This is a genomic window from Clostridium sp. CS1-1 (genome assembly GCF_056135525.1).
The window spans coordinates 1,914,364-1,929,169 of record NZ_CM148680.1 but is presented as its reverse complement, the minus strand read 5'-3'; the positions used below and the strand labels follow the sequence as shown (position 1 = coordinate 1,929,169).

The window sequence follows — 14,806 nt, the reverse complement described above, 5'->3', positions numbered from 1 at the left end:
TTGATAGATTTCTATTTTTGTATAATAAAAAAGCTATGGATACCTCCACAGCTTAAAATTCAACAATTAATAAAGGTAATTCTATTACCTCTTTAAAGTAAATTCGTGGACTTGTATCTTCAATAGTATAAATTAATTCCATAACAAACAGAAGGTATAATATACCCTATTTTGGAATTAATATTAAGTTAACTATTTTAGATACTAAACACTCACAAAAATACCTCTCTTCTTCTGAAATCTATCTCTTATAATGTACATTAAATTTAATGTACTTGTCAATATTATTTTTCCTAAACTTCTTTACTATACAATCATAAAAACTTTATTTGACAACAGTTTTCTCATTTATTTATGGTACGGATCATTGTAACGGTTATTATGTAGACTTTTATTTTGGAAGCAAGGAAGCCTTGACTAGAGATGTAATGAGAAAATTTCACAACATTAAATACTTCTTATAACTCTGCATGGATTTCCTGCTGCAATTACATTATCAGGTATATCTTTAGTCACAACACTCCCTGCGCCTATAGTTACATTATCTCCAATTTTCACTCCTGGACATATTATTGCTCCACCACCAACCCAAACATTATTCCCAATAACAATAGGTTTAGCATATTCTTTACCAGTGAGTCTTTCTATAGGGTCAATAGGGTGAGTAGCAGTATATATTTGAACGTTCGGTGCTAAGAGTACATTTTCTCCAATTTTAACCTTATTCACATCAAGTATAGTACACCCATAATTAGCATAAAAATTTTCACCAACCTCAATGTTATAACCATAATCACAATTAAACGGTGCTTCAATATGAAATGCACCTTTAGCAATAATCAATTGATTTAAAATTTCTTGTCTTTTCTCTTTGTCAATTGGTCTTGTATTATTAAACTCAAAAGTTAAATTTCTTGCATAAGCTCTTTCTTTAATCAATTCTTCATCACCAGCATTATAAAAATCACCTGCTAACATTTTTTCCTTTTCGCTTTTCACAATCCTTTCTCCTCTCGTTAGTTCAATACTAAATTATTTAGCACTTTTTCATAGCAATAGAATGGTTTTTCTCTTCCTAAGAAACTCATTTCTCCTACAAATTCATAACCACATTTTTTAAACAACCTATTCATTTTAGTATTTATTGAATAAGTATCTGTTTTTAAATATCTTATATCATTCTTTATGGCAAATTCATCGGCAAATTTCATTAATTCAGTACCAATCCCGTTTCTTCTGTATTCGGGATTAACCGCCATTCTATGAACAACCATAACCTCTTCAGTTAGTGACCAACTTAATCCGTTATATTCAGCTGGCTCTACTTTATTAATGCATACGAAACCAACTGGCTTTCCTTCCCTTTCAACCACAAATAAATCCTCTTTTTCTATATCATTTAAGAAGTCTTTTTCTTGAGGATACTTCTCATCCCATTGAGTATTGTTGTAAGAACGCATTTCAATAATAGTTTGTTGTATAATCTTCATAATATCCTTTATATCTTCATTAACTGCTTTTCTAATCATCGTAATACCCCCTAAATTTTTTTTGTTTCTTTCCAATCATTCTCAACATTTTCTCTCATTTTTTTAACTAATCCATGTACTAGTTCCTTTTCTTCTTCGGTAAAATTATTAAAACAGACCTGAATATTTCTGTTTTCTTCTTCAATAATAAATGTGTATACTTCTAATGCTTTTTCCTTTGGATAAAGTCTCCACATTCTTTTATCAATATTATCCCTTTTTTTATCTATATAGCCTGCCTCAATAAGTTTCTGTATAGCCTTTGTTGTTGTGGTTTTATCTACTTTTAAAAGATATGATAAATCGATCTGATTTACTCCAGGATTTTCACATATCCTGGTTAAAAATGTAAACTGACCCTTCTGTAAATTTATTTCTTTAAATTTCAGATCACTTATAGTATGGATACAACGTGATAAAGTTCCTATTTCTCTTAAAATCTGACTATCTAAAGCTTTAATAAGTCCTCACCTCCAACAAATATAGTTGAATTTTCAACTATATATTTCATAGTAGCATATACTAGTTGAAAATTCAACCATTACACTATTATTTTTTCATTTAAAAGATACTTAAAAGTTCAATACGAAACCCACTAAGTACCATGACCTAGTGGGTTTCGTATTGAACTTTTATTTTTCAAGTATATCTTTAAGCTCCAACAAATTAGAAATTTCATAAGTAGGTTTTAGTTCAGTTTTATTTATAATTTTATTAGGGTTAAACCAGCATGTATCTATGCCGAAATTTATTCCCCCTTGTATATCAGAGGTTAAACTATCCCCTACTATCAATACTTTACTCTTGTCAGTATGTTTTATATTGTTTAAAGCGTGTTCGAATATTTTAGGATCTGGCTTTGATATTTCAACCTCCTCTGATACTACTATATCTGCAAAATATTTTGCTATAATAGATTTTCTTATTCTCTTATCCTGAACATCCTTAAGACCATTAGTAACTATTGTAAGTTTATAATCTTTATGCAGACTTTCTACTAGTTCTATACTATCATCATATAAAAATGATGCATTAGCTAAATGCTTCACATATGATTTTGCAAATTCAATCTCATCAAATCCTACATTTAAGCTATCTGATAATCTTTTGAATCTTTCTACCTTTAATTTTTTTTGAGTAATAAGCCCTTTCTCAAATTCTTTCCATATAGCTGTATTTATATCATGGTATATTTTTAAATGATGATTTTCATCATATTCTATATCAAATTCAAGCATAGTATTCTTAAAAGCATCTCTCTCAGATTTTTTAAAATCAAATAAAGTCTCATCTGCATCAAATATTATAATTTCGTATTTCATAATAATTCCTCCTAATATAGTTGATTTTTCTAATTATAACATACAAGCAAGGCCATGTTATACCCACTATCATTTTGTTTTAAAGAATATCCTATCAAGTATTATACAATTTATAAGAGGTAAATTTTTGTACATATATTAATTCCTCATATAATTTACAATACTTTATATATAAATTATAATATTTATATAAATTTTCATATGACATATGTCAGGTTAAGGAGGACTTATGAGAAGAATCTCGAACAATGACCTTTTAAACCATTATATTGCTAATCATAATATAGAAAACATTTTGGATAAAGATATATTAAGGCATGCACAACTTCACTTTTACGAGAATGGCGAATACATATTAGAAGCAGAGACTAATCTTGAATACTACTATTTGCTTGTAGATGGAAAAATCAAAATTTCTTATCTTTTTGAAAACGGTAAATCAATGCTTTTAAAGTTTTATAAGGATTTTAATACTATAGGTGATTTAGAGCTTTTAAAAAACATCCCTATACTTTGTAACATTGATGCAATAGAGGATACATATTTGATAGCAATACCTTCAGATATACTTAGAACAAAATATTTTGATAACCTAAAATTTTTACACCATTTAGTAGACTCTTTAAGTGAAAAACTTTATGCAACCATTAATAATAGCTCATACAACTTTGTATATCCACTCATAAATAGGCTGTCTAGCTATTTAGTTGAGCATATAACAGATAAAAACTATATAATTTTAAATTCATCATTTATAGAAATTTCCCAATTCTTAGGAACAACCTATCGGCACTTAAATAGAACCTTTAAGGAACTTGAATCAGAATCAATTATAAAATGTGAGAATAAGACAATATATATCTTAGATGAGAATAGGCTTCGAAAACTATCTAAAAACTTATATATAAAATCCCTCTAATACTAGAGCACTGTAGAAAACTTGAAATTAAATGGCTGGTATTTTTTACTGTTTAAGTATGCTAAAATATCTATTAACAGGAGGTAAACAATATGAAATTATTTAATAATATATTTTCTCCAAAACCTAAGTCAATTTATAAATTCATTGAAGAAGGCAACATAAATGAAATAAGGGATTATTTGCATGGAACTAAGAATTTAAACTCTGACTTTAAACCTGAAAGCATGCTCTATTATGCTATTGATAATTGCCAGAATAATTACTCTGAAATAATTGAGTTTCTAATAAGTAATGGTGCTAATGTTAACAGTCATCATGGTAAATTCTTAGAAACTCCTCTTCATAGACTTTGTGCAAGGGTAAAACCTCGGATAGATGTAATAACTATGATATTGGAAAAAGGAGCGGACGTTAACGCAATCAACATATCTGGTAAGACTCCTATATTCCACTGTAGCTTTAATTATTCTGTTGAGCTTCTTAATCTTCTTGTAAAATACGGAGCTGATATAAATATAAGGGATAAATACAAAAACACTCTGCTTCACGATGACTATATCAACTGTTTTGATGAAAATTTTGAAGAGTTTTTAAAAGTTCTTCTAAGTCTAGGCTTTAACATAAATTCAACAAACGCTTCTGGATTAACTCCTTTGGATTTTTGTGAAAATGAAAAAATTAAGGGTATTTTTAAAAAATACGGCGGAAATAAAGCACCCCTGTCACCAGGCAGCATTTAAAGACAGGAAAAATAAGTAGAAATCATTTAATATAGAGCTAGAGAGGAGTTGCTTTATGGATTGGCTTAATGCAATGAACAATGCAGTAGAATACATGGAGGCTAACATTACTGAAAAACTTGATATTGAGAAGGTGGCGAAAATTGCCTTATCATCCACGTTTCACTTTCAGCGTATGTATCATATGATAACTGGTGTTACAATTGCTGAATATATACGCAGAAGAAGGCTTACACTCGCTGCACAGGATATTATATCTGGTGAAAAGATCATTAATGTAGCCTATAAATATGGCTATGAAACGCCCGAAGCATTTACAAAAGCTTTTAGGAAAATGCATGGAATGAGCCCGACCGCTGCCCGCGAGCCAGGAGCAAATCTCAAGGCATACCCCAAGCTCTCCTTTCACATTTCAATAAAAGGAGATAAGGATATGAATTATAAGATTGTTGAAAAAAGAAGCTTTACAGTAATAGGTAAGCAAACTAGAATAACTATGGCAAACGAAGAAAACTTTCACCAGGTACCTAAGTTTTGGGACGACTGCATGAAGAATGGTTCATACGAGTGGCTTTCCTCAAAGGCTGGCAAACTAGGTGTCTTAGGCGTAAGTAAGGATTTTGACAAATTTACAAAAGATGAATTTAATTATATGATAGCAGTTGAGGGAATTAAAGACACCCTTCCAAAAGGATATATTTCGGCAACTATACCAGCAGCAACCTGGGCTGTATTTGAATCAGTCGGACCACTGCCTGAAACATTACATGGTCTTCTTCGAAGAATATTCACAGAGTGGTTCCCATCTACAGGATATCAGCATGATTGTGCACCAGAGCTTGAAGTTTTCCCTGTGGGGGATATGTCCTCGTCAGATTACAAATGTGAGATTTGGATCCCTATTAAGAAGTAAAATGAATGAAAAATTCCTACAATAACTAGAAACCCCATTCTACATTGGATTAATTCCATTGCAGAATGGGGTTTCTAGTTATTGTAAAGTAATGGCTAATAGTTTTTCACAATTTCCTACGTAAAGGTTCAATTAATAATAATTAATAATCTAAATTGGATAGTAAATAACCATACTTAGTGAGCAAATTGAATCGCCAATATTTTTATAAGCGTGAATACTGTCTGCCCTAAACCGTATAGAATTGCCCGTTGTTACAGTAAAATCTTCACCATTTATACTTACAACAAGCTTACCAGAAAATACAGTGATGAATTCCTGTGTGCCTTGCTGGTGAGCCTCTGTAGATAGATAACCTTCAGTCTCAATCTCGAGAGAATACATTTCAAACCGCCTTTCACTGTCAAATGGGAATACGGGAAATATTCTAATCCTGCCGTTATCCTCCACAAGTGGCTGCACCTCAGACTTATCTACGATTTCAAAGTCAGATTCCGGCATACTCATAAGTTCGGTACATGATATTTTAAGCCCATTTGCAATCTTCCATACCGTTGACACAGTGGGGTTTACTTCACACCGTTCAATCTGTCCGAGCATACTTTTGCTTACACTTGTAAGCTTTGAGACATTGTCAAGACTAAGCTTCTTTTCCTCACGAAATCTTTTTAAGTTTTCAGCAATAATAGCATTAAGTTTATCCAAAATTTACCTCCATTCTATTGACAGTATACTGTACAAATGGTATTATTATACTGCACAACACAATATATTGTTCTTTTTGTGTATTATACCATACAATAATTAGGAGGTAAATGTCTATGCCGAATTTTCCAGCATTTTTATCCTATGTCCTTGTTTCAAATCTTTCACCTGGACCAAATAGTATTATATCAATGTCAAATGCCGGCCGATACGGATTTAAGAAGAGCATTATGTTTAATGTAGGCATATTCTTTGGAGTCTTCATTATAACTGCTCTGTGTAGCGCTTTCAGCATGGCCCTTTACAACTTTATTCCATCATTCAAACCAATTATGTCCTGCATTGGAGCTGCTTATATGTTATGGCTTGCATGGAAAACCTACAACAGCAAATCTCTTAGCGAGGACAAACCTCAAAAACGTACAAATACATTTTTATTCGGTCTACTTTTACAGTTCATCAATCCAAATGTTATTCTTTATGGCATTACAACTGTTTCAACATTTATAGTACCATACTACAAATCTATGCTCATGCTTACAGTATTTTCTGTAATTCTTGCTTCTATTGGATTTGTAGCAACCTGCTGCTGGTCATTGTTTGGCTCTGTATTTCAAAAATTTCTTACAAAAAATGATAAAGCCGTTAATGTTGTTATGTCTCTATTGCTTGTCTATTGTGCAGTTTCATTATTCCTTTAATTAGCATCTATTTTTTAGTATATTCCTAAGTTCCATTAAATCGGAAATCTCATATCCTATTCTATTTACAATTACTATATTCTCAAGGTATTTCACTATAAAATGGTGCATTTTCCTTTCCCTTAAAATAAATATATACTATAAATTACTCAGTAGGTATTTACAATAATTAAAAGCCACTTCCAAGATTAACTTTACTTGAAAGTGGCTTTTAATTATTTCATTATTTTACAGATATTATTTGTAAATTCTACAGGATCATTTATTGTTAGCCCTTCGATAAGCAGTGCTTGATTATATAATATATCTGTGTAAAGCTTTAGCTTATCCTTATCATTTTCGTAAGCTTCCTTCAATGACTTAAACACATCATGATTTACATTTATCTCTAAAACCTTATCTGCTTTTATGTTTTGATTATTAGGCATAGAGCTTAATATTTTCTCCATTTCAATTGTAACTTCACCCTCGTTTGATAAACATACTGGATGATTCTTTAGCCTTTTTGAAGCTCTAACATCTTTAACTTTATCTGATAAGATGTTTTTCATATTTTCAAACAGTTCCTTACTCTCATTATTCTGTTCATTAGATGAATTTTCATTTTCATCATTTTCTATACCTAAATCACCGCTTGATACATTTTTGAATTCCTTACCTTTATAATTCATTATCATTCTTATAGCAAACTCATCAACATCATCAGTAAAGTATAAAATTTCATATCCTTTATCTAGTACTAGTTCTGTCTGTGGCAGTTTCTCGATTCTTTCTTTTGATTCCCCTGCTGCATAGTAGATGTATTTTTGTTCTTCAGGCATTCTTGAAACATATTCATCTATAGTAACCATCTTCTTCTCTTTTGATGAATAAAACATTAGTAAGTCTTGTAGAACTTCTTTATTGCTTCCGAAGTCGCTATACACACCAAACTTTAATTGTCTTCCAAAAGACTCATAGAACTCTTCATACTTTTCTCTTTCATTTTTTAATAAGTTTTCTAATTCACTTTTTATTTTGTTCTTTATGTTTTTAGCAATAAGCTTTAATTGCCTATCATGTTGTAATATTTCTCTAGATATATTAAGAGATAAATCTTCTGAATCTACTATACCCTTTACGAAGCTAAAATAATCAGGTAATAAATCTGCACACTTATTCATAATTAAAACACCGTTTGAATATAACTCTAAGCCTTTTTCGTACTCTTTTGTATAGAAATCAAATGGAGTTTTTTCTGGAATAAATAAAATTGCATTATAACTTACAGCTCCATCAACACTAAAGTGAATATGTTTTATTGGTTTATCAAACCCATAGTGTTTCTCAGAATAGAAGTTTTCATAATCTTCCTTTGTAAGCTCGTTTTTATTCTTTCTCCATATAGGAACCATGCTGTTTACAACTTGTTCCTCTGTGTAGTCTTCGTATTCACTTTCGCTGCCCTCTTTTAGTCTATTTCTAGTTATATCCATTTTTATTGGGTATCTGATAAAATCAGAGTATTTTTTAACAATAGATTTTAGTCTATACTCTTGTAAGTATTCATCAAAATTTTCTTCTTCTGTATTTTCTTTTATCTTTAATATAATATCTGTACCAAAGGAGTCTTTTTTACATGGTTCAATGGTATAGCCCTCTACCCCTTTAGATTCCCACTTGTAAGCTTCGTCACTTCCAAAGGCTCTACTTATAACAGTAACAGTATCAGCTACCATAAATGCAGAGTAGAAACCTACGCCAAACTGACCAATTATATCATATCCATCTTTTAATTCATTTTCTTTCTTGAATTTCAAAGATCCACTTTTCGCTATAACTCCAAGATGCTCATCAAGTTCCTCTCTCGTCATTCCTATACCAGTATCAGAAATTTTGAGCATTCTGCTTTCCTTATCAGGTATTACTCTAATATAGTAATTATCTTTATCAAAGCTCAAAGAATCGTCTGTTAATGCCTTGTAATAAATTTTATCAATTGCATCACTAGCATTAGAAATTATCTCTCTTAAAAAAATCTCCCTATGAGTGTAAATTGAATTAATCATTAAATCTAGCAGTCTTTTAGACTCTGCTTTAAACTGTTTTGTTTCCATGACAATTTCCCCTTTCGTAAAAAACTACGCATGCATATTATTTTATATTTTAATACTTATTAGCACTCTCGGCCGCCGAGTGCTAGCTCTTAACTTTTATATAACATAATTTTAATTTCATGTCAAGGTACCGTTCAGCTGGCAAGTGGCAAGTCAATATATTTTATTATGAGAATTTAGTCAATAAATTCACTCTTCTCACCCGTATAATATAAAACCAATTGATGCAACGCTCTTGTGCAAGCTATATAAATAAGCCTTTTATCAAAATCACTTGTATAGTTTTCTTTAGACACATTATACATAAGCACCACATCAAACTCCAAGCCCTTCGCCAGATAGGAAGGTATAACCAGCACCGAATTTTTATTTTCATAGCTATTATCATCTAAAATCTTTATATCAATAGTACTACTTAGTCTATCTTTTATACACTTTGCCTCTTTTTCACTCTTGCATATTATGGCTATAGACTTATAGCCCATCCCATAAAATTTAGCTATATCTTCGCATATTGATTTATTGAGTTCATCTAAATCATTATTGTATTTAACCTCAGGAGCTGCCTCATGTCTTTCAAAGGATACAAGTTCCTGTTTATTACTAAGCAGTCTTTGATTAAATGCATTAATTTCAAAGGAGGACCTGTAGCTTTTATTTAAGGTAAGCTTTACCGACTTTGTTTTATTTAGTATATCCTCTACATGGTCGTATAAACTCTTATCGCCCTGTTTTTCAAGAGTTTGGTTAAAATCACCTAGCACAGTATATCTTGCTGCTTTAAATAAAATTTTAAAAATATGATAATGCATAGGATAATAATCTTGTGCCTCATCTATTACTACTTGTTTGATTTCGCCAAATTTTTCATTGCCGCCTAACCTAAGCTTAGTATATAAAAGTGCAGCAGCATCCTCATGGGATATAACTCCCATACTAAGATTTTTATTTGTTTCAAATATAATTCTATCAATATTATGTGGCATATCTATACCTTTAGATAACCTTGAAAATAAATTCTTATCTTTAAATAGCATTTTATATAAGTCCAAATGATTTACTTCCGTAAAGCTGTGTATATACCCCATAAGCCTATTAGCTTCCTTGATAGCTATAAGTCTGCTGAAGGATTTTATCTCTAGTATATGGTTTTCAGTTGTTTGCTCCACAATCTTTTCAATCAATTGGAGCCTTTCCTTCCTTAATGGATGAACCTTGTTTAATATCATACCCTCTATTCTTTTTAGCCTTTTAGCTATAGGCATATTAATCTTGTTATTGAGAAATGTACTTTTTAACTCTTGTGCCTTTTCAATTATTTTCCCATTATAATATACATCTTTAAAAGGAACCAATTTTCTCTCATAGTATTTGAGTAGCCTATCAAGTATTTCTACAAATTCATTAGATCCCTTGAATTTTATACTCTCGAGGCTTAAATCAATTTCATCACTATCTTGAAGCCGAATGAGGCATTCCATTTGGTCTTGCCTTTTTTCTCCTTGAATAAAATCATCGAAGGTCAACTGCTTTACATTTTCCTCGCCAAGCTCAGGAAGTACATCAGAAATATACTTGCTAAATATGGAGTTTGGAGAAATTATTATGATATTATTTACACTTAGTTTTGAGTTCAAGCCTTCATAAAGCAAAAAGGCTATTCTATGAAGTGCAATAGATGTCTTCCCACTTCCAGCAACACCCTGAACGATTAATAGATCATTTTCAGTGTCTCTTATGATAATATCTTGCTCCTTTTGAATAGTTTCAACTATACTTTTCATCTTAGCGGAAGAGTTTCTACCTAAAACCTCCTGCAGTATTTCATCATTTATTCTTATGCTGCTGTCAAAAAAATATTTAAGTTTTGAGTCTTCAATTTTGTATTGTCTTTTTAGTAAAACATCACCATAAATCATCCCTACTGTAGATTTATAACTTCCTTTTCCCAGTTCATTTCTATAGAATATGCTGGATATAGGAGCTCTCCAATCATACACATATATATCATCAGTTCTTTCATCCATCAAATTATACAATCCAACATAAATCTTTTCTACGTCACCAATCCCCCCTTCTACAAAATCAAATCTTCCAAAATAAGGAGACTTAAACATCCTTTTATACCTATCAATTCGTTTTTCTGTACTTGTATAAGTTCTTGTTTCTATATTAGCTTCATTTAAATACTGATTCATTTCTGGTATTCCATCAAAATCCTCCGAAGAATGTGCACTTTCTTCCCACATTTCTCTTCTTGAAGCTATAACCTTACGAAGTTTAGAATTTAGAGACTCTTCCTCTTTTTTAAGTTCATTTTTAATAATAGATTGAGTTTTTTCAAGATTCATCAATTCTTCTTTCTGACTTTCTTTAAAATTAGACATTCTATCACTCTCCTATATTTTATAAAATCTCTTGACATCATCACCAACTTTATGCTATCATTACAATGTAAATTTGATTTATAATGATAGAATGGTTATTTTTGTGCGCAATTTTTAATTATACTCTTAATATTTAACTTTGTAAAGTCTAAAACAAAAGCTGTGGTTTAAAATCACAGCTTTTTTATACTACTCGCTTGGTAAATTGCCCTTATTTCTCAATAAATTTAGTGAGGCTATTTCAGAATGTATAGATATATATTCTGGAATAGCCTCTTTTCTATAATATAATTAAAACTCCAACTTTATTTTTCAAAAACACTACATTAAAACTTTTCGTACACTATATTCATTTTAGATATTCGCTTCCCATTCATAGCCCTTCTTATAAGCTTGGTGAAATATTTAATAGCTCAGACACTTTAACAAACGTATAGTCCGCCGACTTCAAATATTGTATTATTTCAGGAAGTGCTGTTATCGTGTTAGATAGATTTTCTCTTTTTCCACTAGCACAATGCTGGAGAACTATTCCTCCTGGTCTTGTTTCCTTCTTCACAATATAAGTTATCATCTTTGGAGGAGTACCCAACCAGTCAAGTGAATCGACAGACCAATCAATAACTTTATATCCCATATCGCCAATTTTTTGTAAAACTTTCTTATCAGCAGCCCCATAAGGAGGTCGTACTATAGACGGACGATACCCCAGTAAGCTAAATAGTGTATCTTCTGTTTTTTTAATCTCATATATAATTTGATCAGGTCCCAGTCTACCCAAATCAGCATGGTCCCAAGAATGATTTCCAATAGCGTGACCTTCTTTTGCTATCCTCTTTATAATTTCTTTATTAGCTTCTGCTCTATTACCTACTATAAAAAAGGTTGCTTTTATATTATTTTTCTTTAAAATATCTAAAATTTGAGGAGTAAAAACTGTATCAGGACCATCATCAAAAGTTAGCGCTACTTCTTTTTTAGTATTAGTGCCTTCATAATACACGATATTTCCAAGCTTCGGACTATGGTCTGGCCTTCTATTTTTATATTCTGGACCATTATTAAGTTGAGGTAATGGTTTATTTTTTAGTAATTGAACTGTATTTGAAAAGCTCGCTTGTTTTCTCATACTATAAATACCTGAAACTACAACAAAACACACTAAAACTGTTATTAGCGATCTTGTAAACCCATGTTTATGAATCATTTTCACAATCTCCTTTGCATAGCTAATTCTTAAAATTCTATTAATATTATGTGTTTGTTTCAATCTTATTATTTTCACAAAGGCATAGTTCTAGCTTTATTGAATAAGTTAGTGTCATTATGAAATTACTATTAAGAACATTTCACACAATTTCACACAATTATTTAATACTTACACCACAAAGATTATCTATAATTAAATTAACCTAAAGAACGAGGTGATAAAATTGAAGAAAAGATTTTTATTAGGGTTAATAAACATATTTGCTATATCGACACTATTATTTGCTGGATGTTCTAATAGTGGAAAGGATGCACGTAACTTGAATGCTGGAAATAACACACAGCAAGCCTTAAACACTTTAACTAATGGTAACAATCCCACTATAAAGAAGGATTCAAAAAACATTGCTGACAGTGATTTAATAAATTCTGCCAGTGAAGACTCTCCTACTCAACTAACTTCAGTGGACGCTCAGTCTGAGAATCTAAGTTCAGATGAGATAGATTCACTGCTAGATGATAACAGTAACTTAAATATTAATTAATTTTAAGGAGGAAAATAAAATGAAAAAATTCATGTCAATTTTACTTACTCTCTCTCTAATTGCAGGACCATCAACAATTGCCTTTGCAGCTGGAACTGATACCGCTGGCACTACTCAAACTACAACAAATTCTCAGAGTACAACTCTTACTCCTGAGCAGAAACAAGCAAGAGATGCATACTTAAAGGTACATTTTAATGATATGAATCAGCTTACATCTCTCAGACAACAGACAAAAGAAGCCGAAAATGCAAATAATGCTGCTACAAAACAAATAAAGGATAAGATTAAGACAAAAACTACACTAAGTAAAGATACTGTATCTAAATTTAAGGATTTAGCTGGTCAGAGAAAAACCTTAATAGACCAAGCAAAGCAGTTACATGCACAGATAGCTTCTTTAAAGAGCCAACACAAGGATGCTGTTAGCGCAAAAGATGTAGCTAAAGCGAATAATATTAAACAACAAATACAAGATTTAACTAACCAGGTAAAAGATTTAAAGATTAAAGATGATGCAATTAAGACACAGATTGCACCTTTAAAGGATCAGCTAAAGGCCATGAAGGATACTAATAAACAACTAAAAAGTAATGTTAATAGTCAGATTCAACAGTCTAAAACATTACATGAAACTATAAAAACTCAGGAGCAAGAGAAGGCACATCTATGGGATACTTATAAAGAAAATATAAAAAATAAGGATTATACAGCAGCTGAAACAACCTTTAAATCCATTATCGATAAAAAGGCTGCTATTCTAGCTAATATAAAAGAAAGAGGAACAATACTAAATCAAGTGATTGCTTCCTTGAATTAAAATAATTTATGTGCATGACTTTAGAATTAGTAATTTTAAGGTCATGCATTTATTTTGTTACGAATACTTTTGAAAATGTTAGTTTATTATTTATTCAGTTTCTTGATATAATTATATGAAGTAATAGAGTTTTACCTAATTCTTAGTTGAACGAATATATATTCGTTCAACTAAGATGTTCACTTTCACAAAGTGCAAGAGCGGAAATCCATCGAATAAAATAAGTGTTGATGAGGTGTTACTTTAATATGAACTATAAAATATACTTGGTAGAAGATGAAAAAAATCTAAATGATATATTAAAATCTTATCTTGAAAAAGAGAGATTTCAAGTTACTTCCTTCTTGAATGGAGAATCAGCGAGAAATAATATAGATACTAAACCTGACTTATGGGTATTAGATATTATGCTGCCTGACATAGACGGTTTTCAGCTTTTGAAAGAAATAAAGGCGAAAGATGCTGATATTCCTGTTATTTTTATATCCGCAAGAGATAAAGATATCGACAAGATTATTGGCCTTGAAATGGGTAGCGATGACTACATTTCAAAACCCTTTATGCCTAGGGAACTAGTTATAAGAGTTCAGAAACTGCTAAAGAGGGTCTATAACACTGATAAGAACAAGGATACAATTATAGTAGATGAGTATACTGTTGATATGGAAAAGAGAATAGTAAAACTTAATGTGGAGGAAATACCCATGACCTCCAAAGAATTCGATTTATTAGTGCTTCTCATAAATAAAAAAGGAGGCGCAGTTACGCGTGATCAGATATTAAATGAACTTTGGGGAGATGACTATTTTGGGAGTGACAGAGTTGTTGATGACTTAATTAGAAGACTAAGAAAAAAAATGCCTAATTTAAAGGTTGAAACTATATATGGTCACGGGTATAGGCTATCCAACTAGAAA

Annotated in this window: 15 protein-coding genes; 7 read left to right on the top strand and 8 right to left on the bottom strand. The window is 31.0% G+C overall.

All coding sequences use genetic code 11. The features are described from left to right. Positions 1-447: 447 nt before the first annotated feature. The 4 genes from AC0N0V_RS08985 to AC0N0V_RS08970 all read right to left on the bottom strand — a co-directional run bounded on the left by AC0N0V_RS08985 (position 448) and on the right by AC0N0V_RS08970 (position 2,851). A complete protein-coding gene (locus AC0N0V_RS08985; protein ID WP_474463630.1) occupies positions 448-999 on the bottom strand; it encodes a sugar O-acetyltransferase in 552 nt (183 codons plus the stop codon). A 17-nt stretch (positions 1,000-1,016) separates the two neighbouring features. After that, positions 1,017-1,529 (bottom strand): GNAT family N-acetyltransferase, encoded by a 513-nt coding sequence (locus AC0N0V_RS08980; protein ID WP_474463629.1) that lies wholly within the window; start codon positions 1,527-1,529, stop codon positions 1,017-1,019. An 11-nt stretch (positions 1,530-1,540) separates the two neighbouring features. Continuing rightward, positions 1,541-1,903, bottom strand: a complete 363-nt coding sequence (locus AC0N0V_RS08975) for a MarR family winged helix-turn-helix transcriptional regulator (RefSeq protein ID WP_474464493.1) — start codon at positions 1,901-1,903, stop codon at positions 1,541-1,543. Positions 1,904-2,161: 258 nt separating this feature from the next. Next, a complete protein-coding gene (locus AC0N0V_RS08970) occupies positions 2,162-2,851 on the bottom strand; it encodes a YjjG family noncanonical pyrimidine nucleotidase (protein WP_474463627.1) in 690 nt (229 codons plus the stop codon). Between the two features lie 229 nt (positions 2,852-3,080). On the opposite strand from AC0N0V_RS08970, the gene AC0N0V_RS08965 reads away from it, so the two are divergent. The 3 genes from AC0N0V_RS08965 (at position 3,081) to AC0N0V_RS08955 (ending at position 5,426) form a co-directional block, all read left to right on the top strand. Further along, the gene (locus AC0N0V_RS08965; RefSeq protein WP_474463626.1) at positions 3,081-3,770 is read left to right on the top strand and encodes a Crp/Fnr family transcriptional regulator; all 690 of its coding nucleotides are present in this window, start codon (positions 3,081-3,083) and stop codon (positions 3,768-3,770) included. 92 nt (positions 3,771-3,862) lie between these two features. Continuing rightward, positions 3,863-4,513, top strand: coding sequence for an ankyrin repeat domain-containing protein (locus tag AC0N0V_RS08960; protein ID WP_474463625.1), 651 nt, complete (start codon positions 3,863-3,865; stop codon positions 4,511-4,513). A gap of 55 nt (positions 4,514-4,568) precedes the next feature. After that, positions 4,569-5,426: an AraC family transcriptional regulator gene (locus tag AC0N0V_RS08955; protein ID WP_474463624.1), complete on the top strand. Its 858-nt coding sequence runs from the start codon at positions 4,569-4,571 to the stop codon at positions 5,424-5,426. Positions 5,427-5,576: 150 nt separating this feature from the next. Here the strand turns inward: AC0N0V_RS08955 and AC0N0V_RS08950 are convergent, their stop codons facing one another. Beyond that, positions 5,577-6,131, bottom strand: coding sequence for a helix-turn-helix domain-containing protein (locus tag AC0N0V_RS08950; RefSeq protein ID WP_474463623.1), 555 nt, complete (start codon positions 6,129-6,131; stop codon positions 5,577-5,579). Positions 6,132-6,247: 116 nt separating this feature from the next. Here AC0N0V_RS08950 and AC0N0V_RS08945 point away from each other — a divergent pair, with 116 nt between their 5' ends. After that, positions 6,248-6,832, top strand: a complete 585-nt coding sequence (locus AC0N0V_RS08945) for a LysE family transporter (protein ID WP_474463621.1) — start codon at positions 6,248-6,250, stop codon at positions 6,830-6,832. A 215-nt stretch (positions 6,833-7,047) separates the two neighbouring features. Here AC0N0V_RS08945 and htpG read toward each other — a convergent pair whose 3' ends face one another. The 3 genes from htpG to AC0N0V_RS08930 all read right to left on the bottom strand — a co-directional run bounded on the left by htpG (position 7,048) and on the right by AC0N0V_RS08930 (position 12,522). Then, positions 7,048-8,928: a molecular chaperone HtpG gene (htpG, locus tag AC0N0V_RS08940; RefSeq protein ID WP_474463620.1), complete on the bottom strand. Its 1,881-nt coding sequence runs from the start codon at positions 8,926-8,928 to the stop codon at positions 7,048-7,050. 176 nt (positions 8,929-9,104) lie between these two features. Further along, entirely contained in the window at positions 9,105-11,315 is a 2,211-nt protein-coding gene (locus tag AC0N0V_RS08935) for a HelD family protein (protein WP_474463619.1), read from the bottom strand. A gap of 385 nt (positions 11,316-11,700) precedes the next feature. Beyond that, complete coding sequence (locus tag AC0N0V_RS08930) at positions 11,701-12,522, bottom strand: polysaccharide deacetylase family protein (RefSeq protein ID WP_474463618.1); 822 nt, start codon at positions 12,520-12,522, stop codon at positions 11,701-11,703. Positions 12,523-12,748: 226 nt separating this feature from the next. Between AC0N0V_RS08930 and AC0N0V_RS08925 the strand changes: the two genes are divergently transcribed. From AC0N0V_RS08925 to AC0N0V_RS08915, 3 genes are all read left to right on the top strand, one after another. Beyond that, on the top strand, positions 12,749-13,069 hold the full coding sequence (locus AC0N0V_RS08925; RefSeq protein WP_474463616.1) for a hypothetical protein: 321 nt from the start codon (positions 12,749-12,751) through the stop codon (positions 13,067-13,069). Positions 13,070-13,088: 19 nt separating this feature from the next. Then, complete coding sequence (locus AC0N0V_RS08920; protein ID WP_474463615.1) at positions 13,089-13,889, top strand: hypothetical protein; 801 nt, start codon at positions 13,089-13,091, stop codon at positions 13,887-13,889. 248 nt (positions 13,890-14,137) lie between these two features. After that, complete coding sequence (locus AC0N0V_RS08915; protein WP_474463614.1) at positions 14,138-14,803, top strand: response regulator transcription factor; 666 nt, start codon at positions 14,138-14,140, stop codon at positions 14,801-14,803. The last annotated feature ends 3 nt before the right edge of the window (positions 14,804-14,806 follow it).

What these genes read in the sequence shown, in the direction of transcription:
- AC0N0V_RS08980 (WP_474463629.1), bottom strand. Translation starts at nt 1,529, where the DNA reads ATGATTAGAAAAGCAGTTAATGAAGATATAAAGGATATTATGAAGATT.
- AC0N0V_RS08970 (WP_474463627.1), bottom strand. Translation starts at nt 2,851, where the DNA reads ATGAAATACGAAATTATAATATTTGATGCAGATGAGACTTTATTTGAT.
- AC0N0V_RS08965 (WP_474463626.1), top strand. Translation starts at nt 3,081, where the DNA reads ATGAGAAGAATCTCGAACAATGACCTTTTAAACCATTATATTGCTAAT.
- AC0N0V_RS08960 (WP_474463625.1), top strand. Translation starts at nt 3,863, where the DNA reads ATGAAATTATTTAATAATATATTTTCTCCAAAACCTAAGTCAATTTAT.
- AC0N0V_RS08955 (WP_474463624.1), top strand. Translation starts at nt 4,569, where the DNA reads ATGGATTGGCTTAATGCAATGAACAATGCAGTAGAATACATGGAGGCT.
- AC0N0V_RS08945 (WP_474463621.1), top strand. Translation starts at nt 6,248, where the DNA reads ATGCCGAATTTTCCAGCATTTTTATCCTATGTCCTTGTTTCAAATCTT.
- htpG (WP_474463620.1), bottom strand. Translation starts at nt 8,928, where the DNA reads ATGGAAACAAAACAGTTTAAAGCAGAGTCTAAAAGACTGCTAGATTTA.
- AC0N0V_RS08935 (WP_474463619.1), bottom strand. Translation starts at nt 11,315, where the DNA reads ATGTCTAATTTTAAAGAAAGTCAGAAAGAAGAATTGATGAATCTTGAA.
- AC0N0V_RS08930 (WP_474463618.1), bottom strand. Translation starts at nt 12,522, where the DNA reads ATGATTCATAAACATGGGTTTACAAGATCGCTAATAACAGTTTTAGTG.
- AC0N0V_RS08920 (WP_474463615.1), top strand. Translation starts at nt 13,089, where the DNA reads ATGAAAAAATTCATGTCAATTTTACTTACTCTCTCTCTAATTGCAGGA.
- AC0N0V_RS08915 (WP_474463614.1), top strand. Translation starts at nt 14,138, where the DNA reads ATGAACTATAAAATATACTTGGTAGAAGATGAAAAAAATCTAAATGAT.